General features: G+C 57.2%; 23 protein-coding genes. 13 read left to right on the plus strand and 10 right to left on the minus strand.

The window, feature by feature from the left end:
* From GSP01_RS06530 to GSP01_RS06540, 3 genes are all read right to left on the minus strand, one after another.
* Window positions 1–213: transposase (locus GSP01_RS06530; RefSeq protein WP_174787558.1), on the minus strand; the 213-nt coding region annotated here is incomplete at its 3' end.
* A gap of 302 nt (window positions 214–515) precedes the next feature.
* Window positions 516–1,499: an NAD(P)H-quinone oxidoreductase gene (locus tag GSP01_RS06535; protein WP_141351950.1), complete on the minus strand. Its 984-nt coding sequence runs from the start codon at window positions 1,497–1,499 to the stop codon at window positions 516–518.
* Complete coding sequence (locus GSP01_RS06540; protein WP_141351952.1) at window positions 1,496–2,044, minus strand: hypothetical protein; 549 nt, start codon at window positions 2,042–2,044, stop codon at window positions 1,496–1,498. The genes GSP01_RS06535 and GSP01_RS06540 overlap by 4 nt, the downstream gene beginning before the upstream one ends.
* Window positions 2,045–2,176: 132 nt before the next feature.
* On the opposite strand from GSP01_RS06540, the gene GSP01_RS06545 reads away from it, so the two are divergent.
* Window positions 2,177–3,112, plus strand: a complete 936-nt coding sequence (locus GSP01_RS06545) for a LysR family transcriptional regulator (RefSeq protein WP_141351954.1) — start codon at window positions 2,177–2,179, stop codon at window positions 3,110–3,112.
* A gap of 187 nt (window positions 3,113–3,299) precedes the next feature.
* Here GSP01_RS06545 and hutC read toward each other — a convergent pair whose 3' ends face one another.
* The gene (gene hutC / locus GSP01_RS06550; RefSeq protein WP_141351956.1) at window positions 3,300–4,040 is read right to left on the minus strand and encodes a histidine utilization repressor; all 741 of its coding nucleotides are present in this window, start codon (window positions 4,038–4,040) and stop codon (window positions 3,300–3,302) included.
* Between the two features lie 98 nt (window positions 4,041–4,138).
* Window positions 4,139–5,377: an imidazolonepropionase gene (hutI, locus tag GSP01_RS06555; protein WP_141351958.1), complete on the minus strand. Its 1,239-nt coding sequence runs from the start codon at window positions 5,375–5,377 to the stop codon at window positions 4,139–4,141.
* A gap of 128 nt (window positions 5,378–5,505) precedes the next feature.
* Here hutI and GSP01_RS06560 point away from each other — a divergent pair, with 128 nt between their 5' ends.
* From GSP01_RS06560 to GSP01_RS06580, 5 genes are all read left to right on the plus strand, one after another.
* Window positions 5,506–6,867, plus strand: coding sequence for a formimidoylglutamate deiminase (locus GSP01_RS06560; RefSeq protein WP_141351960.1), 1,362 nt, complete (start codon window positions 5,506–5,508; stop codon window positions 6,865–6,867).
* A 21-nt stretch (window positions 6,868–6,888) separates the two neighbouring features.
* The gene (hutG, locus tag GSP01_RS06565; protein WP_141351962.1) at window positions 6,889–7,704 is read left to right on the plus strand and encodes an N-formylglutamate deformylase; all 816 of its coding nucleotides are present in this window, start codon (window positions 6,889–6,891) and stop codon (window positions 7,702–7,704) included.
* An 86-nt stretch (window positions 7,705–7,790) separates the two neighbouring features.
* Window positions 7,791–9,476 (plus strand): urocanate hydratase, encoded by a 1,686-nt coding sequence (gene hutU, locus GSP01_RS06570; protein ID WP_011252719.1) that lies wholly within the window; start codon window positions 7,791–7,793, stop codon window positions 9,474–9,476.
* 4 nt (window positions 9,477–9,480) lie between these two features.
* Window positions 9,481–11,031, plus strand: coding sequence for a histidine ammonia-lyase (gene hutH, locus GSP01_RS06575; RefSeq protein ID WP_174787563.1), 1,551 nt, complete (start codon window positions 9,481–9,483; stop codon window positions 11,029–11,031).
* Between the two features lie 23 nt (window positions 11,032–11,054).
* Window positions 11,055–12,200, plus strand: a complete 1,146-nt coding sequence (locus GSP01_RS06580; protein WP_141351966.1) for an alpha-hydroxy acid oxidase — start codon at window positions 11,055–11,057, stop codon at window positions 12,198–12,200.
* Here GSP01_RS06580 and GSP01_RS06585 read toward each other — a convergent pair.
* From GSP01_RS06585 to GSP01_RS06595, 3 genes are read right to left on the minus strand one after another with little or no spacing between them, the layout of a single operon-like run.
* The gene (locus tag GSP01_RS06585) at window positions 12,193–12,726 is read right to left on the minus strand and encodes a HutD/Ves family protein (RefSeq protein ID WP_141351968.1); all 534 of its coding nucleotides are present in this window, start codon (window positions 12,724–12,726) and stop codon (window positions 12,193–12,195) included. The genes GSP01_RS06580 and GSP01_RS06585 overlap by 8 nt on opposite strands.
* Window positions 12,723–14,129, minus strand: a complete 1,407-nt coding sequence (locus tag GSP01_RS06590; RefSeq protein WP_141351969.1) for an FAD-binding oxidoreductase — start codon at window positions 14,127–14,129, stop codon at window positions 12,723–12,725. The genes GSP01_RS06585 and GSP01_RS06590 overlap by 4 nt, the downstream gene beginning before the upstream one ends.
* Window positions 14,130–14,142: 13 nt before the next feature.
* A complete protein-coding gene (locus GSP01_RS06595) occupies window positions 14,143–15,297 on the minus strand; it encodes a histidinol-phosphate transaminase (RefSeq protein WP_141351971.1) in 1,155 nt (384 codons plus the stop codon).
* A 662-nt stretch (window positions 15,298–15,959) separates the two neighbouring features.
* Between GSP01_RS06595 and GSP01_RS06600 the strand changes: the two genes are divergently transcribed.
* The 5 genes from GSP01_RS06600 (at window position 15,960) to bfr (ending at window position 22,521) form a co-directional block, all read left to right on the plus strand.
* Window positions 15,960–18,242, plus strand: coding sequence for a TonB-dependent receptor (locus GSP01_RS06600; RefSeq protein WP_237469036.1), 2,283 nt, complete (start codon window positions 15,960–15,962; stop codon window positions 18,240–18,242).
* Window positions 18,242–19,645 carry a purine-cytosine permease family protein gene (locus tag GSP01_RS06605; RefSeq protein WP_141351975.1) on the plus strand — a complete coding sequence of 468 codons (1,404 nt, stop codon included), beginning with the start codon at window positions 18,242–18,244 and terminating at the stop codon, window positions 19,643–19,645. The genes GSP01_RS06600 and GSP01_RS06605 overlap by 1 nt, the downstream gene beginning before the upstream one ends.
* A complete protein-coding gene (locus GSP01_RS06610; RefSeq protein ID WP_141351977.1) occupies window positions 19,620–20,153 on the plus strand; it encodes a RidA family protein in 534 nt (177 codons plus the stop codon). The genes GSP01_RS06605 and GSP01_RS06610 overlap by 26 nt, the downstream gene beginning before the upstream one ends.
* Window positions 20,154–20,232: 79 nt before the next feature.
* Window positions 20,233–21,675, plus strand: coding sequence for a M20/M25/M40 family metallo-hydrolase (locus GSP01_RS06615; RefSeq protein ID WP_228123858.1), 1,443 nt, complete (start codon window positions 20,233–20,235; stop codon window positions 21,673–21,675).
* A 357-nt stretch (window positions 21,676–22,032) separates the two neighbouring features.
* Complete coding sequence (gene bfr / locus GSP01_RS06620; protein WP_141351979.1) at window positions 22,033–22,521, plus strand: bacterioferritin; 489 nt, start codon at window positions 22,033–22,035, stop codon at window positions 22,519–22,521.
* 52 nt (window positions 22,522–22,573) lie between these two features.
* Here the strand turns inward: bfr and GSP01_RS06625 are convergent, their stop codons facing one another.
* Window positions 22,574–22,774, minus strand: coding sequence for a (2Fe-2S)-binding protein (locus GSP01_RS06625; RefSeq protein ID WP_141351981.1), 201 nt, complete (start codon window positions 22,772–22,774; stop codon window positions 22,574–22,576).
* Between the two features lie 90 nt (window positions 22,775–22,864).
* A complete protein-coding gene (locus GSP01_RS06630) occupies window positions 22,865–23,329 on the minus strand; it encodes an Lrp/AsnC family transcriptional regulator (RefSeq protein WP_141351983.1) in 465 nt (154 codons plus the stop codon).
* A gap of 114 nt (window positions 23,330–23,443) precedes the next feature.
* Between GSP01_RS06630 and alr the strand changes: the two genes are divergently transcribed.
* Window positions 23,444–24,595: an alanine racemase gene (gene alr, locus GSP01_RS06635; protein WP_373320009.1), complete on the plus strand. Its 1,152-nt coding sequence runs from the start codon at window positions 23,444–23,446 to the stop codon at window positions 24,593–24,595.
* An 85-nt stretch (window positions 24,596–24,680) separates the two neighbouring features.
* Window positions 24,681–25,127: an RrF2 family transcriptional regulator gene (locus GSP01_RS06640; protein WP_141351985.1), complete on the plus strand. Its 447-nt coding sequence runs from the start codon at window positions 24,681–24,683 to the stop codon at window positions 25,125–25,127.
* Window positions 25,128–25,168: the final 41 nt, after the last annotated feature.

Here is a 25,168-nt window from a genome sequence, read left to right on the forward strand (position 1 = left end):
AAAGGATTCAAAGAAGCCTCTGGTTTTGAGACCATAAAGACCAAAATGAGAGATATCGTCCATTGTTCTACAAGTGGTATCTTGAAGAGCGTCGAGGGTTCGCGGTGCTACCCGTTTGATCCATGTTTTCATTTTGGCGAAAATGTTTTCGATCGGGTTGAAATCAGGACTGCAGGGAGGCAGGAACAACATCCTGGCCCGGACTGTCTTCATAGCCTCGTGGGCTCGCTTCCTTTATGGGTGGGTAGTCTGATGAGAAGAATGAAAATGTCACCCGGCGACGAGGTCGGGCCGAGCCCCTGCGGATATAATGCTCGACGCAGACACATTAAAGCCTCCGACAGCAGCTCGCCGGGTCATGACGGAGACAACCAGCCGCAATGACTCGCCTGCCGCCGCAGATCGGACAATAGAGCTCGCATCATGACCGCCAGCCTGCATCCCAAAAAACAGGATGAACCAGATTTCGCCCAATAAGGAAATCCTAGAATGAACCAGTTAGGTCAGATTATGCTTTAGTCGCACGTGAGAACAATTTTCCCAACCCCGCCTCCGGCTTCCATCATACGGTGGGCTTCGCTGGCGTCCTGTAAAAGGACTGTAGCATAGACCACTGGCCTGAGCGCGCCGCTTGCAAAGAGCGGGAGAGCAATTTCTTTGAATCGCTCTATCATCTCGCGCTTTTCTGCGATGGTGCGTGACTTCATCACCGTTCCCAGGAGGCGCAGGTGATTATGCAGGACGAGGTTCAAGGGGATTACTACGTTCGCATCATCACTGAGTACACCGACCTGCACAAGCGTCCCGCCTTGACGCAAACTGCGCAGGCTAGGCGCCAGATAGCTGCCGCCGACAAAATCGATGACAGCATCGACGCCTTTACTCTCCGTTGCCATCTTGACGCCGACTTCCCACAGTTCAGGCTGGCGATCCAGAACCACGTTCGCACCTAACCCCTGAACGTCTGGGGCACGTACGGCGCTTGTGGTTGCAATCACCCTCGCTCCGAGTGCAGCTGCCAACTGAACGCAGGCAGAGCCAATGCCACCAGCGGCTGCATGGATCAGGACCGTCTGACCAGCCGTAATGTTCGCCAGATGGTGCAACACCTCGACTGCTGTCACGAAGGATTCCATGATTGCTCCTCCTTCGATCCACGTCAGGGAATCTGGGATTTTGACTGCCATAGCCTGATCCACGCGTGCATCGTCTGCATAAGCTCCGCCGCCCACGATTGCCATGATACGGTCTCCCGTTTGGAACCCTGTGACGTCTCTGCCTACCGTTTTGACTTCTCCCGCAAGTTCGAGACCCAGCAGATGGCTGTCTCCAAAATGTTGCCCTGCGTAAAATCCGTTTCGTTGTAGAAGATCCGCCCGGTTGACGCCTGCCGCATGAACACGAACGATCAAATCATCCGGCCTCAAAATCGGAAATGGAGCCTCCTCGATACGCAATACATCCGCAGAGCCAAAATCGGCATAGTGAATGGCTCTCATTGTGCGCTCTCCTGACGAGACAGGGCGCGACGTGCAATACTCTCGGCAAACAATGGTGTTTCCCGACGATTATGGTCGCTACCAGCCGCCTGACGAGCAGCGGCGGCCGTTTCGAATGCAATTCCGTTTGCGGCGATAAACGCCATGAAATCGTCGGTCGGTCGGGCTGTTACACGGTTTGTATAACGGGTTCGTCCGTTGCCGATATCTTCCGCAATCAACTCCCAGAGGACATTGACACGGGTGCGGCCGTTGGCCGTAAAGACGTCCGAGATTGAGTTCATACGGCAATAGCTGGGCGTTGCTTCATCCGCGACGTAATGCTGTACGACCAGACCCGTTCCGACCATCTCAACATTGATTGACATTCGCCGACCGTCATCAGTGGTCGTGATGCCCGCAGCAATATGATCCGGTTCACAGCAGCGAAGGTACTCGGCCTCCGACACCGTGAACAGCCAGTCTGCTATGTCTACCTGAGTGAACGGCACATCGATCTCATGCGAATAGGCTGATTGTGACAGGATTTGATTCAGAATTTTCATGTCCGATTTCCCTCTTATGCGATGCAACGTCGTGCTGCGTCTGTGCCCAAGGGATGCCTCGACAGAAGGGCCATGATAACGCATAGATTTGAGGGAGCGCTTTTGCCGAATTAGCAAAGATGGGCCTGTTGGATGAAAGACCCCCGCTTCGCCGAACATCTTGGCGTTTTCGTCGATGTGATCCGCCAAGGGAGTTTTTCTGCTGCCGCGCGGAGGCGGGGACAGACACCTTCAGCAATCGTTCGCCAGATCGACGCATTGGAATATTCCCTAGGGGTCCCGCTTTTGATCCGCTCCACCCGGGCGCTTGCGCTGACAGATGCGGGTGAGCGTATGCTTGAACGTGCCCAGCCACTGCTGGATCAACTGGCAGACATGCACGCAGAAGTCGCTGCGTTCGACGGTGCCGTGACGGGAACAGTGCGGATTGCGTGCTTTCCGACCTTCGGCAAGCGCTATGTCATTCCAGCACTGGAGAGTTTGCTCGTAGAACATCCTGATCTCCACATTGAACTGGATCTGACAGAGCGTCTCGCGGATCCTGTGCTTGAGCGGTTGGACGCGGTTATCCGGATCGGACAGTTAGCGGATAGCACTTTGATTGCAACCAAACTGGCCGACCAAAAGCGCCTCCTTGTTGCCAGCCAGCATTATCTTGATTGTTACGGCGAACCAGAAACTTTGGCGCAACTGCGTCAACACAAGCTGATCGACAAACTGCATGGCAATGATCTGCTAGGTTGGGCAGATATTATGGGACAGCGCCTTATCGACGGGAACGACATCAAGCCGGTTTTCCGGTGTGACGATTTTGAGGCTATGAGGTTGGCAGCACGTTCGGGGATGGGAATTGCCCTGCTGCCAGATTGGGTGGTTGGGCCGGATGTCAACGCCGGCGCCCTTACGCGTATTCGTTTTTTGAGCGAAACGTGGAACACTCACTGTGATGGCATTTGGTTGTTGCGCGCACTGGCTCAGCCGTCGGCCCGTTTGCGCGTTGTCATAGCAGCGCTGCGCACGACCATCGGGATAATCCCGACATGGGAAAGTCGTAAGGTTCGGGCCTGATCGGAGTCCTGTCTGTTTGGATCGTACCTTGTGGCAGTGAAGTAGTTGGTACACTCGGCTTGGGGGAAGGTTACTGAGAGCATAGCTGTCTCAAGGGCCTTCGACGCTCCGGGCGGCCGCTTTGCGCAGATAAGCATTGAATTTGGCAAAGGCATTCTCAAGTGGATTGAAGTCCGGAACTAAACAATTAGAAATGGTCTGATGAGGATTTGCGGCGGCCACCCAGGCTGTAACGGTTGCCTGGGTAGGTGAAGATACCCTTCATGACGACGCGGCCTTTAACCCATGTGCGGCGTACGAGCTGGAGGCAGGGCTCGTGAGGACCGATGTCGAGTAGCGCTTGTAACTCTGGAGTTGGAGAGACGGCGAACACGATGTGTTCGATCTCGTCTGGGCCAGAGATATGGTAAAGGTGTCGGTGAGGATGGGTGAGGGTGAAGTCCTGCTGGAGGTATTCGGGTGCGAATGCCGGAGAGACGAAACGCTCTTCCACCTGAAGAGGAATATCGTCTTCGAAATGGACGATCACGGAATGAAACAGCTTGCTGCCAGGGCGCATGTCGAAAGAAAATGCGAGATCGATGTCGGCACGGATGGCTTCCAGTGTGATGACGCGGGCAGTATGGACGTGTCCTGAGCTCAGGATGTCATCGGCAATATCGTGAAGTTCCAGCAGATCAGCCTTTGGCGAAGGGCGCGAGACGAATGTTCCTACTCCCTGCGCGCGGACCACGACGCCTTCGGTCATCAGTTCGCGAAGGGCCCGATGGACAGTCATGCGGGAGACGCCGAGGAGTTCGACCAGTTCGCTTTCGGAAGGAAGTTTCTGTCCTTCTTTCCATTCGCCGTCCTGAATGCGCTCGGTAATGTAGAGTTTGACCTGTTCGTACCGAGCGGGAGAGCGTTCCCGGGAGGCGTCCATTTTCATGTCGCGGGCTGTCCTTCAGCTGGGAAGCGGCAATCCAAAAAACATCCTGACGAAACGGTTATTTAGACAAGAGGTTGTATGGATAAGAATATGCAAATTTATATCACAGGGTCCAGTTTACCGTCAAAAACTCGCTGAACAGGCCTTCTGCCGCCAATCCAGTACGACAGTTCGTGTGGGCCGGCGATGTCCCACAGAAGCATGTCCGCGGCCTGTCCGGGCGCCAGGCTGCCGGTTACGTTCTGAAGTCCCAGAGCCTGAGCGCCAATCCGGGTTGCGGCCGAGAAGGTTTCTTCGGGAGTCATGCGGAACAAGGTGCAGGCCATATTCATGATGCCCGTAAGGCTCACGCTTGGTGAGGTTCCGGGATTGCAGTCTGTGGCAAGTCCCATGGGAACGTTGTGTTTTCGGAACAGGTCTATGGGCGGCATCCGCGTTTCGCGGATGAAGTAGAAGGCTCCCGGAAGCAGCATCGCGACTGTGCCAGCCCGGGCCAGGTCGATGACATCGTCTTCCACGACATATTCCAAGTGGTCGGTCGAGAGGGCGCCGTAACGTGCGGCCAGCTTGGTGCCGCCGCTGTTTGAGAGCTGCTCGGAATGGAGGCGGACGGGAATTTTCAGGTCGTTTGCCGCGATGAAGAGACGTTCGATCTGATCCGGGGTGAAGGCGATGTTTTCACAGAAGCCGTCAATACTGTCGATCAGCTTTTCTTCCACGGCCTGAGGGAGAATATCGGTGATGAGGTAAGAGACATAATTGTCCTGCCGGTTCTTGAATTCCGGCGGCAGGGCGTGGGCACCGAGGAAAGTTGCGTGAACACGTACGGGCAAGGCGGTGCCGATGGCGCGGGCAACGCGGAGCTGTTTAAGCTCGTCTTGCAGGGTCAGGCCATAGCCCGATTTCATCTCAAGGGTCGTCGTACCTTCGGCGATCATGCGTCGTACGCGGCGCGCTGTGACGTCAAAGAGTTCGTCTTCTGAGACGTTGCGGGTGGCGTTAACTGTAGAGATGATTCCGCCGCCCTTGCGCGCGATTTCCGCATAGGAGACGCCATTGAGGCGTTCGGCGAATTCCAGGCTGCGGTCGCCCGCGTAAATGACGTGGGTGTGGGCGTCTATGAGGCCCGGCGTCATCCACAGACCGTTTCCCGAGTGGACCTGATGAGCCAGATTGTGCGGAGCGTCTGGCAGGTCATGGGCCGCCCCGATCCAGTTGATCCGTCCGTCTTCAATGCCGATGGCGGCGTTGTGGATGCAGCCATAGCCGTCCTGATCCGAAATGAGCGCCGGGTCGGCAGTCGCAACATGAATGTCTGTCCAGAGAGTATCCCACATTCGCGTTCTTCCTTGCGCCATCAAATCTGTCGTGGTGGTATATACAAGTCTTACAATTCCATTATCATCATGCAACCAACGGGAAAAGCAAAGACTTTCCGCGTGATGAGGGAGGGAATGTCGAGGTTATGGAACTGTTTGCAGAGCAGGCCCTGCTGCCGGACGGTTGGCACCGGAATGTACGGATTAACGTTTCTTCTGACGGGTGTTTCGAATCGATTATCCCGGACGCCCGGATGTCTGCAAGTTCCGAGCGGAAAGCGATTGTTGTTCCGTCGCAGCTGAGTCTGCATTCCCACGCTTTTCAGCGGGGTATGGCGGGACTGGCGGAGAGCCGTCAGAATCCGGCGGATACGTTCTGGACCTGGCGGCGGCTGATGTATCAGCTTGCGCATCGCATTTCGCCCGAACAGATGCAGGATATTGCAAGTTATCTGTATATGGAAATGCTGACGGCCGGATATACGCAGGTCGCGGAATTCCATTATCTGCATCATGCGCCGGGTGGAGCGACTTACGGGCAGGTGGCGGAGATGTCCCTGCGTGTCGGCGAGGCGGCGCAGTCGGTCGGCATTGGTCTGACGCTTTTGCCGACGCTGTACGAGCGCGGGGGCTTTGACGGGCGTCCGCTTCAGGAGGCGCAGGAGCGCTTTGCGACGACGCCGGAACTTATCGGTAGGATCATCAGCGAGACACGGTCGGCCTGGGGGGAAATGCCACTGCTCTCCGTTGGGCTGGGTCTGCATTCGCTGCGGGCGGTTGATCTGAGAACGACTTCGGATCTTCTGTCTGCGCAGACAGGATCCGTTCATATCCATGTGGCGGAGCAGCAGAAGGAAGTGGAGGAGTGCGTCGCCTCGGTGGGGGCGAGGCCTGTGGAATATCTGCTGGCTCAGACGGATGTGGATGAGCGCTGGTGCTTGGTGCATGCGACCCATTTGTCCGCTTCCGAGGTTGCGGCTATGGCACGTTCCGGAGCTGTGGCGGGGCTTTGTCCGATCACGGAAGCCAATCTGGGGGACGGTCTTTTCCCGCTTGTGCCGTATGTGAATGACGGAGGACGCTTCGGGATTGGAAGCGATAGCAATGTACTGATCAGCCCCTGGGAAGAACTGCGCACTCTGGAATATGGGCAGAGGCTTTTCACGCAGACGCGATGTGCGGCTCTGCCGGTGGCAACGCTGGGGTCCACGGGCGGATGGCTCTATCGGCAGGTTCTGGATGGCGGACGGCAGGCCTGTGGGCTTGAGTCGTGGGGGCTGCTTGCCGGGGCTCGGGCAGATCTGTGCGTGTTGGACGAGGATCTGTTGCCACTTCCGTATCTGCAGGACGATGCCGTTCTTGATGCGGCTATTTTCGGATCACGCCAGCCTCCCGTGAAGGATGTGCTGTGTGGTGGTCAGTGGCGCGTGCGCGATGGAAGGCACGTCAATCATGATGCCGTGACGGCTGCGTTCCGGCGCACCGTGCGCACTCTTCTTGATCTTTGATCTTACAAGGAAATCCTGACCATGACGGATGTTTTTTCCTTTGTTCGCGGGACCATGCCCGTGCTTGTGACCCTTCCTCATTCCGGCTGCCATCTGGCGCCCGGTATGGAAAAGCGGATGACGGAGCGGGGGCGTCAGTTACCTGATACCGACTGGTATATGGAACATCTTTATGCCGGAGCACTGTCGAAAGGCATGGGGGTGCTGAAGGCGCAGCATTCCCGCTACGTGGTGGATCTGAACCGTGGTGCTGATGATGCGGCGCTTTATCCGGGGCGGCCTAGTACGGGGCTTGTGCCGGCGCTGACGTTTGACGGGCAGCCCATTTACCGTGAGGGGCAGGCGCCGGACGAAAGCGAGATCGCCGAGCGGCGGGAGGCTTATTGGCGTCCCTACCATGAGGCTGTTGCGGAAGAGTTGGAGCGGCTTCGTCAGAAATGGGGATGGGCGGTTCTGTGGGACGGGCATTCCATCAAGTCGACCATTCCCCGCCTGTTCGAGGGGGCACTTCCGGACCTGAATCTGGGGACTAATAGCGGACAGTCCTGTGACGGGGAATTGCAGGCTCTTTTGGCGCAGAGGTTGGCTGGGAACGTGGCCTATAGTCATGTCGTCAATGGTCGTTTCAAGGGCGGATACACGACGCGGCATTACGGCCAGCCTGAGCGTGGCATTCATGCCATCCAGCTTGAAATCGCGCAGTCCACCTATTTGCGAAGCGAAGAGGCGCCCTGGCCGATCGATCTGGAAAAGGCGGTGCGTCTGTCGCGGATGATCGATGGTTTGTTGGAGACTGCGCTGTGTTGGCGGCCAGAAGCAACGTGTTCGGGAAAATAAATCCCGATGTCATTTCATAAATGGATTGACAATCCCGCAGAGCAATTTGAGTATTAGTATATACAAGTTCATACAGGATGAAGCCCATGAGTGATCCCGGCAACCGCCTTTCGAATGATCGTGTCATCCGTGCCCCGACCGGGCCTGAACTCTCGGCAAAGAGCTGGCAGACGGAAGCGCCGCTCCGGATGCTGATGAATAATCTGGATCCCGACGTGGCGGAAAAGCCGTCTGAGCTCGTTGTCTATGGTGGCATCGGTCGCGCGGCGCGGAACTGGGACTGCTATGACAGGATCGTCGAGGCGCTGCGTGATCTGGAAGACGACCAGACGCTTCTGGTGCAGTCCGGCAAGCCGGTTGGTGTGTTCCGGACGCATGCCGATGCGCCGCGTGTCCTGATCGCGAACTCCAACCTCGTGCCGCACTGGGCGACCTGGGAGAAGTTCAACGAACTCGATCGGGCAGGGCTCATGATGTACGGGCAGATGACGGCGGGATCGTGGATCTATATCGGCTCGCAGGGCATTGTTCAGGGCACGTATGAGACCTTCGTGGAAATGGGGCGCCAGTATTATGGTGGCAACCTGAAAGGGCGCTGGATTCTGACGGGTGGTCTGGGCGGCATGAGCGGGGCGCAGCCTCTGGCGGCTGTCATGGCCGGTGCGTCCATGCTGGCGGTTGAATGTGAGCCGTCTCGCATCCGCAAGCGTCTCGAAACGGGGTATCTGGACCGTCAGGTCGATACGCTCGATGAAGCTCTGGAAATCATTCAGGACGCCTGTGCGAAGGGCGAGGCTGTTTCCGTGGGGCTTCTGGGGAATGCGGCTGAAGTTTTCCCGGAACTGGTGCGGCGCGGTATCCGTCCGGATGGTGTGACGGATCAGACGTCCGCCCATGACCCGCTGAATGGCTATCTGCCGGCGGGATGGTCGTTGGAGCAGGCCGAGAAAATGCGGATCACCAATCCGGCGGCGGTTGAGAAGGCGGCCCGGGAGTCCATGCGTCTTCAGGTCGAGGCCATGGTGGCGTTCCATCGTCAGGGCATTCCGACTTTCGATTACGGTAACAACATCCGCCAGATGGCTTTTGACGAAGGGCTTGAAGACGCCTTTGCCTTCCCGGGCTTCGTGCCAGCCTATATCCGCCCGCTGTTCTGCCGGGGTATCGGGCCGTTCCGCTGGGCAGCGCTTTCGGGGGATCCGGAAGACATCTTCAAGACGGACCAGAAGGTCAAGGAACTGCTGCCGGACGACAAGCATCTTCACAACTGGCTCGATATGGCGCGGGAGAAGATCCACTTCCAGGGACTGCCTTCGCGTATTTGCTGGGTCGGTCTGGGGGACCGTCACCGTCTGGGACTGGCGTTCAACGAAATGGTGGCCAGCGGCGAGCTCAAGGGCCCGATTGTGATCGGCCGTGACCATCTGGATAGTGGATCAGTCGCCAGCCCGAACCGTGAGACCGAGAGTATGCGTGACGGTTCTGACGCTGTGTCTGACTGGCCGCTGTTGAATGCGCTGCTTAATACGGCGTCGGGCGCGACCTGGGTGTCGCTGCATCATGGTGGTGGCGTTGGCATGGGCTTTTCCCAGCATTCCGGCATGGTGATTGTGGCAGATGGTACGCCGGATGCGGCGCGACGTCTGGAGCGGGTACTGTGGAACGACCCGGCTACGGGTGTTATGCGGCATGCCGATGCCGGTTACGACATTGCAACTGACTGTGCCCGCGAGAAGGGCCTCGACCTTCCCATGATTACGCGCGGAGCCTGAGACCATCATGACAATCAGTATTTTTACCCTCACGCCCGGCAAGATCACGCTCAGCGACCTGCGGGACTTCTATTTCGGCCAGCAGGATGTCCGCTTGGACGACGGGACCTTTGAGGTCCTGCAGCGTGCGGCGGAATCCGTGGAGCGCATCGTTGGACGTGGCGAGCCTGTCTATGGTGTGAACACGGGTTTCGGAAAACTCGCGAAGACCCGGATTCCCGATGACCGTCTGCGCGATCTTCAGCGCAATCTGGTGCTGAGTCATGCGGCGGGAATTGGTCAGCCGATGCCGGAGCGTGTGGTGCGCTTGATCCTTCTGCTTAAGGCCAATGGTCTGGCGCGCGGCTATTCGGGTGTGCGTCCGCAGATTGTGCAGCTTCTGCTGGACATGCTGAACCGGGGTGTTGTGCCCGTTATTCCAGAGAAGGGATCGGTTGGGGCTTCGGGCGATCTGGCTCCGCTGGCGCATATGTCGGCCGTGGTGATCGGCGAGGGCGAGGCATTCTATCAGGGTAAGCGCCTCAAAGGCGATGAAGCTCTGAAAGCCGCCGGGCTTGAGCCTCTGGTTCTGGGTGCAAAGGAGGGTCTGGCCCTTCTGAACGGTACGCAGGCTTCCACGGCGCTGGCGATTGCGGCCCTTCTGGATGCCGAACGGCTGTTTCATGCCGCCCTCATTACGGGTGGCCTGACGCTTGATGCTGCGCGCGGCACTGATGCGCCGTTCGATCCGCGTTTGCATGAATTGCGGGGTCAGAAAGGGCAGATCGAATGCGCTGCGGTCTATCGCACGCTGATGCAGGGGTCGGCCATCCGGGCATCGCATCTTGAAGATGACGAGCGGGTTCAGGATCCGTACTGCCTACGCTGCCAGCCGCAGGTCATGGGCGCCTGTCTGGATAATCTGCGTCAGGCGGCGCGGGTTCTGGTGATCGAGGCGAATGCGGTTTCGGACAATCCGATCCATTTCCCGGACACGGATGAGATGATCTCGGGTGGTAACTTCCATGCCGAGCCGGTGGCGATTGCCGCGGATCTCATGGCGATTGCCGTGTCCGAAGTCGGGGCGATTGCAGAGCGGCGTCTGGCGCTGCTGGTCGATGCGCAGATGAGCGGCCTTCCGCCGTTCCTGGTGCAGGATAGCGGGCTGAACTCCGGCTTCATGATCGCGCAGGTCACGGCTGCGGCTCTGGCATCCGAGAACAAGACACTGGCCCATCCGGCAAGTGTGGACAGTCTGCCGACTTCGGCCAATCAGGAAGACCACGTCTCCATGGCGACGTTTGCCGCGCGTCGCGTGGGCGATATCGTGGACAATGTCCGGACGATCATTGCAGTTGAATATCTGGCGGCCGTGCAGGGACTTGATTTCCTCGCACCGCTGGAAACATCCGCGCCGTTGCTTGAAGTCGCGAAGACGTTGCGGAAAACTGTGCCCTTCTTTGCTCAGGACCGGCTGTTTACGCCGGACATGGAAGCTGCCCGCGCGCTCATTATCGATGGCGCTTTGGGAGACTGTGTCGGGTCGGGTGTTGCCTTGCCTGTTCTTGAGGGCTGATCGGGACGGAAGAAGAACGGGGAATGAATTATCACGGCATCGCGGCTCTGCATCGTCGGGCTGATAGGGTTCTTCCCCGTATTTTTCGGGACTATGTAAACGGTGGTTCGCATTCCGAGCGCACCGTTAGGGCCAATCGCCGGGCTTTTGACCGTTGGGCGGTTGTTCCGAAATGTCTGGTGGATGTTGCGGAGTGCGATCTGTCCGGGGCGTTTCTGGAAGCCACGCATCGGCTCCCGTTCATGTTTGCACCGCTGGGTTTTGGCGGTCTGATGTGTCCAAACGGTGAAATCCGGGCTGCGCGGGTTGCGGCTTCGGTGGGTCTGCCGATGGCGGTGTCCACTTTCGCCATTCAATCGTTGGAAACGCTCTCCCGGGTGCCGGGCGTGACGCTCGCGGCACAGATCTATGTCTTCAGGGACCGAGGCATCACCCGCGACATGCTGCGCCGGGCGGAGAGTTGCGGCATCCGAAGCATCATCCTGACGGTTGATACGCCGATTACGCCGCTTCGTCTGCGGGATGTGCGTAACGGTTTTCGCAATCTGACGCGCCCCTCTCTGCGGCATGTGCTGTCCATGGCCGCACATCCGCGCTGGACGGCGGGGATGCTGCGGAACGGGATGCCGAAAATCGGTAATCTGGCGCCCTACGGCATGGGCAGTAACCTGATGGAGCAGGCAAGAAATGCTGCGTCTCAGATTGATCCTACCCTGACCTGGAAAGATCTGGACTGGCTGCGCTCTGTCTGGCCGGGGCAGCTTGCCGTTAAGGGAATTATGGATGCTGGGGACGCGCTGGCTTGCCAGAAGGCGGGGGCGCAGACCGTGATTGTTTCCAATCATGGAGGACGGCAGATGGACCCGGCCCCGTCGTCGCTTTCCGTCCTGCCGGAGATTGTCGAAGCCCTGAAGGGGGAGACGGACGTCATTCTTGACGGCGGTGTCCGTTGGGGTGGCGACGTTGTCAGCGCGCTGGCGCTGGGTGCGAAGGCCGTGGGGATCGGGCGTCCCTGGGCCTGGGCGCTTGCTGCAGATGGCGAGAGAGGCGTTCGCAGTCTGGTGGACGGGCTGGGCGGTGAAATCCGCGATGTCCTGCGTCTGGGCGGAATGGTGGATCTTGCGTCGCTTCGGGCACAAGGACCTGCAGCGCTCCGGCCGGTCAGTTGATGGCGTAGGCGATCTGGCCCGCTTTCAGGACGGTGAGTTTAAAGGGAGTTTCGCTCAGGAGAATGTCTCCTGGTGCGAGCGTGTAATGTTGCTCTCCTGCCATGACCTCCCAGTGACCTTCTGCGACGACAAAACCCAGAAGGCCATCTGAAGGAAGATCTTCCGACGTGACGGCAGTCAGGTCCGGGCCTGTCCTGTTCGCGGGGCGCATCAGGTTCAGGACTTCGATCGGACCGTTCAGAGGTGCGCCTGTTAGGGGTAGTTCGCCGCTGAACCGGATCACGCTGCCGGGTTGATCCAGCAGAAGGGGTGGAGCGCCCGAAACGGGATGAAGTCGGACGCCGTTTCCTGTCAGAAGCCCCATCTGTCTGAACAGACCCGTAAAACTGGAGAATGGTGCGGACCGGGTGATGCTGGCGGCACTGAGGCGCCATTCCGGCTGTTCGATCAGCAGGCGGGTGGTGCCGGCTCCATTTTTCCATGGGCTTGCCGGCACGGTGTGCAGATGGATGTGCCGCATGCTCATGGCACGTCCGCGGGAACGAGTTTTCCGGGGTTGAGGATGTTCTTTGGGTCCAGTGCGGTTTTGATGGCGCGCATGACGGAGAGGGCAGCAGGCTCGTGCTCTTCGGTCATGAAGATCTGTTTTGCGAGCCCGATCCCGTGTTCGCCGCTCGCGGAACCGCCGAGCGATAGCGCGCGGCGGATGATTTTATGGTCCAGTTCAAGAGCGCGCTTTTCGGCATCCGCGTCATTGGGTGGGATTAGGATGACGGTGTGGAAATTGCCGTCGCCGACATGGCCGACAATGGGGGCCAGAAGGCCGGAGGCGTCGATATCAGCTCTGGCGCCGGTCATGAGTTCCGTCAGTGCGGCGATAGGGACGATGGCGTCTGTGGTGATACCCTTGAAGCCGGGGCGATAAGCCATGCAGGCCCAGAAGGCGTCATGGCGTGCTTTCCAGAGTGTGTTGCGCTCTTCGGTGGCGGTGGCCCAACGGAAGGACTGGCCGCCCTGGCCTTCCACGAGATCGCGCAGCACTGTTTCCTGCTCCGCGACACTGGCGGGTGAGCCTGTTAGCTCGAAGAACATGGTGGGGAGGGCTTCGTAGCCCGTAAGATGGGAATATTGGATGCAGGCATCCATTTGGACGTCGTCGAGCAGTTCCATCCGGCCGACTGTCAGGCCGCATTGGATCACGAGTACGGCTGTCTCCACGGCGTTGGCCAGTGTCGGGAATTGGCAGACCGCAGCTCCCACGGCTTCGGGGATGGGATGGAGCTGGGCCTGGACTTCCGTGATGACGGCCAATGTGCCTTCGGAGCCGATGAGCAGCCCTGTCAGATCGTAGCCTGTGGCTGCCTTGCGGACGGCACCGCCCGTATGGAGGATTCGTCCGTCGGCCAGCACTGCTGTTAGGCCCAGCACGTTGGCGCGCATGGTGCCGTAACGCATGGCTCCGGTGCCGGAGGCCCGGGTGGCGCACATTCCGCCAAATGTTGCTTCGCCGCCGGGATCGACCGGAAAGAACAGGCCCTGTGTTCGCAGATGGAGGTTCAGGTCCTGCCGCGTGACACCGGCCTGCACGCGGCAGGTCAGGTTTTCGGGCGAGACGTCGAGAATATCCGTCATCATGGACAGATCGAGGCTGACGCAGTCCGGAACAGGCGTCAGTTGTCCTTCAAGGGAGGTGCCGCCGCCGAAGGGAATCACGGGAACGTTTTCTTCGTGGCAGATCCGCAGGACGTTGGATACGTCCTGCGTTGTGCGGGCGAACAGGACATAGGCCGGCAGCAGGGTCTGATTCGGATGGCGCCATCCTTCACCGTGGGCATGATGATCGCGGACCGTCTCGTTGGCGGTCAGGCGATCTCCGAAAAGAGGAGCGAGACGCCGGGCGGCGCGTTCGGCGGCAGAGGGGCCGGTCATGACGCGTTCCTTCTCAGGCTGCGGAGGAGTGTAAGGGCTGACGGACGCGATCGAGGGCGGCAAGGAAGGTCTGGCTGTCTTCGGGGCGCGCAATGCTGACACGGATCCAGGTCTCGTAACCCTTTTCCTTCCAGGGTTTGACGATGACGCCCTGCTCGAGCAGGCGCTCGGCGAGAGTTGACGCGGATTCGTGGGCGTTGAAGAACAGGAAATTGGCGAAGGACTGTGCGACGAAATAATCGCGCTCTTCCAGAGCCGCTTTTAGCGCTTTGCCTTCGGTCAGGGTGGCGTCCACCGTTTTGTGCATGTGTTCCTGATCGAGCAGGCTCAGTCGGGCCATTTCCAGCGCCGCACTGTTGCTGTTGAAGGGATCGCGGACGCGGGTCATGACGGCGGTGAGGCCGGGATCAGATGTCAGGGCATAACCGACGCGCAGTCCGGCCAGACCATAGGCTTTTGAGAAGGTTCTCAGGACCATCCAAGGGCGGGACTGGTTTTGGAGAATGGCGAGACTGTCGGCATAGTCTGGACTGGAACACGCATATTCCCAGTAGGCTTCGTCGATGACGATCAGCGTGTCTGCGGGGCAGGCGTCGATGAGTTTCTGCATGGCGTCGCCTGTCATTAGGCAGCCGACCGGATTAGATGGGTTGGAGAACATCAGGATCTTGAGGGGGCCGGATGCTACAGCCTGATGCAGCTGTGGCAAGTCGAAGCGGGCATCTGTCGTCATGGGGATGGCCTCTGCCTGGGCCCCCATCATCTGAGGCCAGATCAGATGCAGCCCGAAAGACGGCAGGACCGTGACGAGGCGGTCTCCGGGGGACAGAAAGGCCTCGCAGATCATACGGATGATCTGTTCGGAGCCGTTTCCGATAACAATCCGGTCCGTGTCGATTCCGGTCTGACGTGACAGCTCTTCCCGAAGCCCCTCTGCGGAAGCATCCGGATAGCGGAACAGGCTGGAGGCTATTTCTGTCCAGTGCTTTAGAGCCGCGGGCGATGGCCCATAAGGGTTTTCATTGCTTCCCAGCTTGGTGATCTGGGGAATTCCGTATTTTGCCCGCACGGCGTCTTCTGACAAGCCCGCATTATAGACCGGCAGTTGACGGACTTCAGCCCGGGCCAGGGAGAGGGGGGAGGTTCGACATTCAGGGGCGGTGTTCATGCGATGGCTCCACGGGAAGAATGGGATGGGGCTGTGTGGGGAGGGAGTTATTCGGCTTGTAAATACAACCATAGATTCTTTGGGATATCCAGAGGTCGGAGGGGCTTCAGATGTGTTTTTCAAACCTTCTCATGCGCTTTTTGCAGGGGAATTTTTCTTTTCGGAAAAGGGTAGAATCGGAAAGAATAGAATATTGATAAAAGGATATATTTTGAGGAATTTCGGGCGAAAAATGATGCCGGTATAGTCTTTGCTAGGGGTGAGAAATTTCCAAAAAACCAGTTCGATATCAGAATAGATATAGACAACCTTTTTCCGTAATGACATGGTCTCTTGCGAAAAGGCTGCATGCCTTTCGGTTTCCTCTGTAGCCTGTCAGTGACTGATGGTGTCTCCTTCAAACGACTGCTTTGGGAAAGTACGGGAATATGATGTCCAAGAATAACATTCCATTACCGGATCAGGATGCCTGTTGTTTTCCCGTTTCAGGAAGCAGAATTCAGTCGGATCTGAAACGAAAGGGTGCATCTTCGTTTCTGGTCTGGGTTCTCGCATCGACGGCATTTTCTTGCTGTGCGGCCCAGGCCGCAGATCCCAGGAAGCAGGCCCGTCCCGTCGTCCATCACAATCCTAGCAAGGTAGCTCCTGTTCACTCGAAGGCCGTGCGGGCCCGTCGTGCTACAGCGCGTGAGGCGCTGGAAAGCGAGAGCATGCAGGTGACAGCCCGCCACGTTCCTCACGGTGCCGTTACGACTGTATCTTCCGAAGCGCTGGCGGACGCGGTGCCAGGCACTAATCCGCTCAAGGTTCTGGCGCGTCAGCCGGGCATCATGTTCCAGTCAGATGATCCGCAGGGGATGGATACCTGGTCTACCCAGTTTTACATGCACGGATTCCTGCAGAACCAGATCGGCATGACGCTGGATGGTATTCCGCTGGGTGATCAGGAATTTCATACCTTCAACGGTCTGAACTCCGTTAACGCAATTTCTGCCGAGAATGTCGGCCGGATGGATGTCTCCATGGGAGCAGGGGCTGAATCTGTTGCCAGTACCAGCAATCTGGGTGGTGCTGTCGAGTATGTCTCTTCCGACCCCAAACACAAGGCGGGTGGTCTGGCGTCACAGACCTTTGGCTCAAACAGTGGATTTCATACGTTTTTGCGGATGGATAGTGGCGATCTGAATAAGAGCGGCACCCGATTTTACGTCTCCTACATGCGCAATTCGCAGAATAAGTGGAAAGGGGGCGGGGACCAGTTCGGTCAGCAGGTCAACGCCAAGTTTGTGCAGCCGATTGGTGAGCACAGCAGTATTTCTTCTTTCTTTGATTACAACCTGACGCAAAGCTATCTGTATCAGGATATGTCTTTCGACATGCTCAAGAATGGTGGATACCGGCTCGACAACTTTTACGGTACGCCCAACGCCTACAAAAAAGCCTATCTGTCCGCACTTTCAGCAAATGGTCTTCCGGGTGGTGCGTTGCCGGCGGGTTATTCCAAGATGTCCGATCCGTGGGATGCATCCTATTACGATGGTGCATTGGTTGAGCGTGATTATCTGGGTGGTCTGAAAGCAAATCTGGCTTTGACGGATCGTTTGCGTTGGGAAAGTGTTGTGTACGGTCATGGGCAGTATCTGCGCGGAACCTGGGCCAATCCGTATGTTTCTTCTCCCAATGGTGCGCCGCTGATCGACCAGGCGACCGTGACGCATTCCCAGCGCTTCGGTTTTACGTCCGCGCTTCATTATCAGATCGCGCATAACGATATCAGCGGTGGCGTCTGGTATGAGAATTTCCATACCGATGTAGGGCGTTTCGCTTATCAGGAACCCTTGCTTTCGGATGTGGAATCCGGGAAGGCCAAGCCTGTCAATTCGGTTGGGGAACTTCCTGACCCTTATGCCACGCTGTGGGGGCAGAACCTTAATTCCAACAGCTTTACGGCTTTCGTGCAGGACACGTATCATGTTCTGCCCAACCTTTCCCTGCATTTCGGCTTTAAGTCGCTTCTGCAGACGGTGCGGGGTGGGCAGTATGCCAATGATGAGAGCTATACGGGCGTTGGTCAGATCGCAGGTGGCAGCATTACGACGGCCAGGGCGTTCCTGCCGCATTTCAGCGGAGACTGGCATTTCCTGAAACATCACGAGCTGTATTTCGACATCGCGGAGAACGTGAAGTCCTATCCTGTACAGGCCTTCAAGGAAGGGGCATCGCCTTTTTCCGTTTCACAGTCCGCGTATAATCAGCTGTTGCAAAATGGTGGTCTGAAGCCTGAGACGGACTGGAATTTTGCGGTCGGTTATCGTTTTACGCACAAATATGCTCTGGCGTCCGTGCATGCGTATAGAACGAATTTCCACAACCGTCTGCAGCAGGTGACGTCGGGGTCGATCGTCAATCCGATTTCTACGGTTGCGAATGTGGGTGGCGTGACCATGAACGGTGTGGATGCCGGTCTGACGCTGATGCCCGTCAAGGGGCTCTCGCTGTATAACAGCATCAGCTACAATCACGCGACTTATGACAACAACGTTACGGAAGCCGGAACGACCTATCACACCAAGGGGCAGCAGATCGTTGCTTATCCGCGCTTTATGTACAAGGCGAGTCTGGCCTATGAGTGGCAGAATTTCTCCGCGCATCTCGATACCCAGTTCCTTGGCACACGCAATTACAGCTATACAGGGGACATGAAAATTCCTTCTTACTGGATCGAGACGCTGGGTGCGCGGTATCGCTTTGGTAGCCTTGGGAAATATTCCAGAAGCCTGGGTTTTGTGCAGAACCTGACTTTTGAGTTCAATGTCTATAACCTGACGAACACGAAATATATTTCTACGATGGGTGAAAATGGTGTGCCGATGTCGGGTGACTACCAGTCCTTCCTCGTGGGTGCGCCGCGTCAGTACTATGGTACGCTCAAGGCGGAATTCTGATGACGAAACAGGTGCGCAGGGCTGAATTCCATCAGTCCGTCGAGGTTCATACGATCTATCGGATCCCGACGGAACACCGGCATGGACGTGTCCGCGACCTGTTTACGGTCTGGTTCAGTACGAACATGACGCTCCTGACGATTGTAACCGGGGCGCTCGGACCGAAGATTTTCGATCTGTCCCTGATTTGGGCGATTGTCGCCGTGATTGCAGGCAATCTGGTGGGCGCGGTTTTCATGGCGCTCCATGCCGCGCAGGGTCCGGTTCTGGGTGTGCCGCAGATGGTGCAGAGTCGCGGTCAGTTCGGAGTCTGGGGTGCGGTTCCGATCATTGTACTGGTCGTGTTGATGTATATCGGGTTTGCGGCTTCGAACTGTGTTGTGGGCGGTGAGGCGCTGGACGATGCTCTGCCTGTGTTGGGGCGGGTTCCGGCGGTTCTGCTGCTGGCCTTCATCAGTCTCGTTCCCTGTATTTTGGGATATGGGGCGATCCATGCGTGTTCAAAGGCTGTGACATGGCTGTCCGGAATTGCGGTCATGTACTGTCTGGTGGTCGGGTTCTGGCACATGCCGATCACGCTTCTTATGGAGCTTCATGGTTCGGTCGCCGGTTTCTGTGGTATGTTTTCGATCGCGGCACTTTGGCAGATTGCCTATGCGCCGTATGTTTCCGACTCATCTCGCTATCTGCCCGAGGACAGTCTGTCCGTCCGGAATACGTTCTGGGCGAGTTATGGGGGGACTGTGCTTGGCACGATCCTCCCGATGATCCTGGGCGCCTTTCTGGTCCTGCAATGGCCTGGCGAGAGCGTGGTACAGTCGCTGGGGCATCTGGCGGGAGTGTGGGGCGCGCCGGTGCTGGTGGTTCTGTCTCTGTCCATTGCTCTGGCTAATGCCATGAGTGTTTATTGCGGGGCGCTGTCGAGTATCACGATCATCCAGACCTTTCTGCCTGAATGGCGGGCAGCTTTGAGAAGCCGCGTTGTTCTGACATGTGCGCTGCTGGGGCTATCGCTGTTCTTCGCGTTGGGAATGGCGGATACCTTCATGAAATCCTATGCGGCTTTTCTGGATATCCTGATGGCTGTCATGGTGCCGTGGACTGCAATCAATCTGTATGATTATTATGTTCTGCGTCATGGAGACTATGATGTTGATTCATTCTTCCGAAAAGATGGCGGTATATACGGGTATGTAAACTGGGCCGCTGTGGGAAGTTATGTTCTGGGTGTCCTTGTCGAAATTCCTTTTTTGAAAAATGAATTCTTTACGGGATTTTTTGTTCCATATCTTCAAAAAGTGGACGTTTCCTGGCTGGTCAGTCTGGTTGTAACCAGTCTGTTTTATGCGGCCGTATCCCGAAGGAGCCGTGTCGACGATGTCTCGCGTCCTTCTTCCTGCTGACATGCTGCGGCGTGTGTGGTGTCAGAGCTGTCAGATCGGTCTGTTTGCGGTCGGGGTGGCGGGGAGTGTGCAGGGTGCGTCGGCGCAGACCGTGCAGCGCTATTCCGATCCGAAGGATAATTTTCCGATTTCGGCGGCTGTTCAGGTCCCGGCAGGAGCAGAGACGGTTTATGTCTCCGGTCTGGGGCCTGCGCCGGACAGGGCGTCCGGCACGACAACTGCGGAGCAGACGCGGAGTGCGCTGGATCAGATCTCGGGGGCGCTCGGGCATTTCGGGATGACATTGCAGGATGTTGTGCAGATGCATGTCTATCTGGTGGCTGATCCGCGGCTGGGCCACATGGATTTTGACGGCATGATGCAGGCTTATCGTTCCAGGTTCAGCAGCGGTTTTCCGGCCCGGACCGTTATCGAAGTTCCGCATCTGACAAATCCGCACTGGTTGGTCGAAATCGATGTCGTCGCAGCGAGGAACGATTTGGATAAAAAACGTTTTCTTGCGAAATGATGTTCCCTCCGGGAGTAGCAAGGCGGCGTCTGATCGTGGTTTCGTCTCTTGATTTTCAGGGCATTAAAAGGGGTAAGGCATGAACGTATTCAAGCGGACGCGGCTTTCTCGGAAGCGGATGGGCAAGGCCCTGCTGAAAAGCGGCTTTCTGCTGCTGGCTGGCGATCTGATGGTGGCCCAGGCGTTTAGTGCGCCGGCGGATCATCAGGCTGCGGCGGACCAGGCTCTGGATCTGGCTGAAAAAGCCATTGCACTGCGCTCGGTCGCGGGGCCGGGAAACCAGACGCCGCAAGTCGCTGCGCTGTTCCGCGATGCGCTGGTCAAGGGCGGTTTTGCTCTGTCCGATATTACGATCACGCCCTACAAGGACACGGCCTATCTGATCGCCCGCTGGCCGGGACAGGATCCGTCCCTCAAGCCTCTTGTGATTTCAGGGCACATGGATGTTGTGGAAGCCAAGGCGTCGGACTGGACGCATGATCCGTTCAAGCCGCAGATCGAGGACGGCTATCTTCTGGGCCGTGGCTCCACGGATATGAAGCTGGATGACACGCTGGCGATTGCTGCTCTTCTGGAGCTCAAACGCGAGGGGTACAAGCCGCGGCGCGATATCATCATCGAGTTTTCGGGGGATGAGGAGACCACGATGGCGACGGGCGCCATCATCGCGGACAAGCTCTCTCATGCCGAACTGGTGCTGAACATGGACGGCGCGAATGGCACGCTTGATGAGAAGACGGGGAAGCCGGATTATTTCACCTGGGAAGGTGCGGAAAAGAATTATGCCGATTTCCGCCTGACTGTGATCAATCCGGGGGGGCATTCCTCCGAACCGCGTCCGGTGAATGCGATCGATGAGCTTGCGGCTGATCTTCTGCGGATCCAGCAGCACCGTTTCAAACCGGAAGTTAACGAGCTCAGCCGTAGCTATTTCCTGAATGCAGCGCGCTGGCAGGAGCCGGAGATGGCAGCTGCCATGAAGGCTTTTGCGAAAAACCCTGCGGATAAAAAAGCCATTCGTACACTGTCTTCAGACCCGTCCTATATTGGTCGCATCGGAACGACCTGCGTCGTGACCATGATCGAGGGGGGGCATGCGCTGAATGCCTTGCCGCAGAAGGTGACGGCCGATATCAACTGCCGGATTTTCCCGGGTCATCCGCGGACAGCCATTATGGACGAACTTCGTCAGGCTGCGCAGGATCCGTCCATGAAGATTGAGGATGCGACAGAAGGGTCGGTTCAGACTGCCGCGTCTCCGATGCGTCCGGATGTGATCAAGGCGATCGAGCATGGGATGCAGGTTGCCTATCCGGGGGTGGCCGTTTTCCCTGCGCTGTCTTCAGGTGCCAGTGACAGTATGTGGTTCCGTTCCCATGATGTGCCGAGCTACGGGATCAGTCCGATTTTTATCAAAAATTCGGATTCCTTTATGCACGGTCTGAACGAGCGTACTCCTGTGGCCAGTATCGCGCCTGCCATTGAGGATCTGCTAGTGCTGTTTTCGGACTTGTCTCACTGAAGGTAGTCCGGACGTCGTGAAAGGGCGCGCACGTGTTTGATCTCGTGATCCGTAACGGTCTTCTGGTTGATCCGGAAACGGGGCTGGAGCAGGTGGAGGGATCGAAGAACCATTAATTGATGCGCTTGGCACGTGATTTTCGGGCTTTTGGTGATTTGATTAACGGTTCTTGGGGGAGCTTTTGATCTGCGTTTTGAGCAGATCAAAAGCTGTCACCCGCTGGATGGTATGGTGCTATCGTGCATAACGATCTGGGTGCGACAGCTTTGCGGGCTTGTCCCGCCAGTCTTCGGGAATATGATTTTCTTTTGTTCCCCGTATTCGATATCTTCAGCTTTTTTCGGAGAGTCTGTGACCATGGCTATCAAAGATCCTGTTGTGATCGAGCATCTTAACACGCAGCTCACGAATGAGCTGACGGCGATCAACCAGTATTTCCTTCATGCCCGGACGCTCCGGCACTGGGGCGTGACCCATCTGGGGAAGAAGGAGTATGACGAGTCCATCGAGGAAATGCGTCATGCGGACTGGCTGATCGAGCGGATCCTGTTTCTGGGTGGTCTGCCGAATGTGCAGCGTCTGAACCCGATTCTGATTGGTCAGACGGTTCAGGAAATCCTGGAATGCGATCTGAAGCTTGAAGAGAAGGCCATTCAGGATCTGCGGGACGGAATTGCTTACTGTGAAAGCGTCCGGGACTATGTCTCGCGTGATCTTCTGCTGAGAATCCTCGTCAATGAAGAAGAACACGAAGACTTTATCGACCGACAGTTCGACCTTATTAAGCAGGTCGGCATCGAGCGTTACATCCAGAAGAATTCTGCTTCGGCGCCTGATCAGGACTGAAGCTGCGTTTACAGTATGACTTCCAGCAACCCGGCTTAGTCCGGGTTGTTTTTTATGCGGCGTTGAGCTGCGTCTGTTCCATCTGTGTTTTTTGAAGGGCGGAGCGCAGAAGGCAGACGATGCCGGGGACGCAGTTGCCGCACTTGGCTTTGCATTTTCGGGCTGAATAGATTTCCGCTGGCCGGGATGCGCCGTTGTGGATGGCGATTTCGATGTCCTGATGGGACAGCGCGTTGCATGAGCAGACGATCATGGAGAAGCAGGCTTCCGTTCACAGGGACCGATGAAGAGAACCTAGTTCAAATGCAAATGGTTCGCAAACGCATTTTTGGTTTTTGGTGAATCAGGAAGGGGCTTGACTGATCCAGCGTTGGACGACGGGGCGGATTGCGAAGTTGCTCTGGATGCGGACGACTCCGGGGAGGCGGGAGAGCTCTTCTTTGTGAATGCGTTCATAATCAGCGAGATCCCGCGCGGCGACGTGGAGCAGGTAATCGGCTTCACCCGTCATGAGGTAACATTCCCGAACATCGGGGCACTCGCGGATACGGGCTTCGAATCGGCGGAGCGTTTCATCCGTCAGGCGCTCAAGGGTGATTTGAACGATAACGGTGGTGAGCTTGTGGGCCGAGCGTTCGTCGATGACGGCTCGGTAACCCCGGATGACACCCTGTTCTTCAAGCAGGCGGACGCGTCGGAGGCAGGCCGACGGGGAAAGGCCCACACGTTGTGCAAGTTCGGCATTGCTGAGGCGTCCGTCGTGCTGGAGGATGCGCAGGATGGATTCGGTGATGCGGTCGAAGATCATGATGGAATTATCGGTCTATTTTCGCATTTTCGATCATGGATTTTTTGTTAACTGAAAGATTATGCGGTTGTCCGGTAGGATATTCTGATCGGGAAAAGGATAGTCTAATTTTTCATGATGAGCGCATGTCCTAACCCTCTGTGGCCTTCTTATCGTGCCGGTGCCCGCCTGACGGTGGACCTGGACGCGATTGTTTCCAATTACCGGTATCTTCAGACTTTGGCTTCAGGTGCTTCCTGTGCTGCGGTCGTCAAGGCTGATGCTTATGGGCTGGGAATCGAACGGGTTGCTCCGGTTCTGGAGAATGCCGGAGCCACGGATTTCTTTGTCGCGCATGTCGATGAGGGCATCAGGCTGCGGTCAGTTGTTTCGGAACAGGCCCGGATTACGGTGCTGCATGGACCGCGCCCAGGGGCGTCTGCAGACTGTGTGCGTTATGGTCTGCGGCCTGTCCTGAACAGTCTTGAGCAGATTGCGCTGTGGCGCGATGAAGGATTGCGGACCGGCGCGCTCCCGGAAGCGGCGCTTCAGGTTGATAGCGGGATGTCACGATTCGGACTCTCCGACGCCGATCTTGAAACCTTGCAGACGGATAAGGGACTTGTGGATGGGCTGAAGATCGGTCTTGTCATGAGTCATCTGGCCTGCGCCGATACGCCGGATCATCCTGCCAATCAGGCCCAGAAAGACCGAATGTTGCAGATGTCCGTGCGGTTGCCGTCTGCGCCGCTCAGTCTGTCTGCATCATCGGGGATTTTCCTTGGGGCGGACTATCATCTGGATGTCGTGCGACCGGGTGCCGCGCTGTATGGAATTGCACCTAATCGGACTGGCCCTAATCCGCTTTTGCCGGTGGTCCGGCTTCAGGCTCATATTCTGCAGATCCGTGAGATTTTTCCGGGTGAGGGGGTTGGCTATGGCTTGACCTATCGGCCTGATCGGGTGCGCAGGATTGCGACGGTGGCTGTCGGGTATGCGGATGGTTTTTCCCGGCATGGCGCTGGGCAGGGCTGTGCGTGGTTCGAGGATATCCGTCTGCCGATCCTGGGACGGGTCTCGATGGATTCCCTGATCGTGGATATTTCAGATGTGGCGGAAGGAAAATTAGGCCCAGACATGATGGTGGATCTGATTGGGCCCAGACGGAGTGTCGATGATGTTGCCGAAGCGGCGGGAACGATCGGATACGAGGTTCTCACGTCTCTGGGGCACCGTTTTCATCGTGAATATGTTGGAAGTCTGGATAACTCCTCAAGGGGTGATTGACATTCCAGCATGGAAAACGAGATAGACGAACTGAAATCGGACTATGTCATGATGATATCGTCTGTCGCAGCAAATCGGAATTCTCATGTATCTCCGTCGTGATAGAGCTTTGACCGCCATATCCATCATGCTGGATGTCGCTTTCCATGCAGGCCGATCCGGGGTTGTGAGTGGGGCGGATATTGCCCGGCGTGGTGACATGCTGCGTCGGGGGATTGAGCCCGTGCTGCAGGCGTTGTCCCGGGTCGGGCTGCTTTCCAGTGTCCGTGGGCCCAAGGGTGGCTATCGCCTGGGGCGGCCGCCGCGGACCATCACGCTGAACGAGATCGTCCGGACTGTGACGGAAGATCAGGAAATGCCCGGGGATGGGGGCAATCTTCTGCGGAGCAAGGTTCTGGAGCCGTTATGGCAGTCGGTGGATCATGAGGTTTCGGAAAAGATGGCGTCCGTCACGCTGGAGCATTTGCTGCAGCATGCGGAAGAAGCCGGAATGCAGCGTCCAAGCCGGGCACCGATTTCCTTCTCCATATAACCAATAAAAAAAGTATTTTGTAAAAATCACGAAATAGGTTT

It is taken from the genome of Gluconobacter sphaericus NBRC 12467, from assembly GCF_006539125.1.
In the GTDB taxonomy this organism is placed as follows: domain Bacteria; phylum Pseudomonadota; class Alphaproteobacteria; order Acetobacterales; family Acetobacteraceae; genus Gluconobacter; species Gluconobacter sphaericus.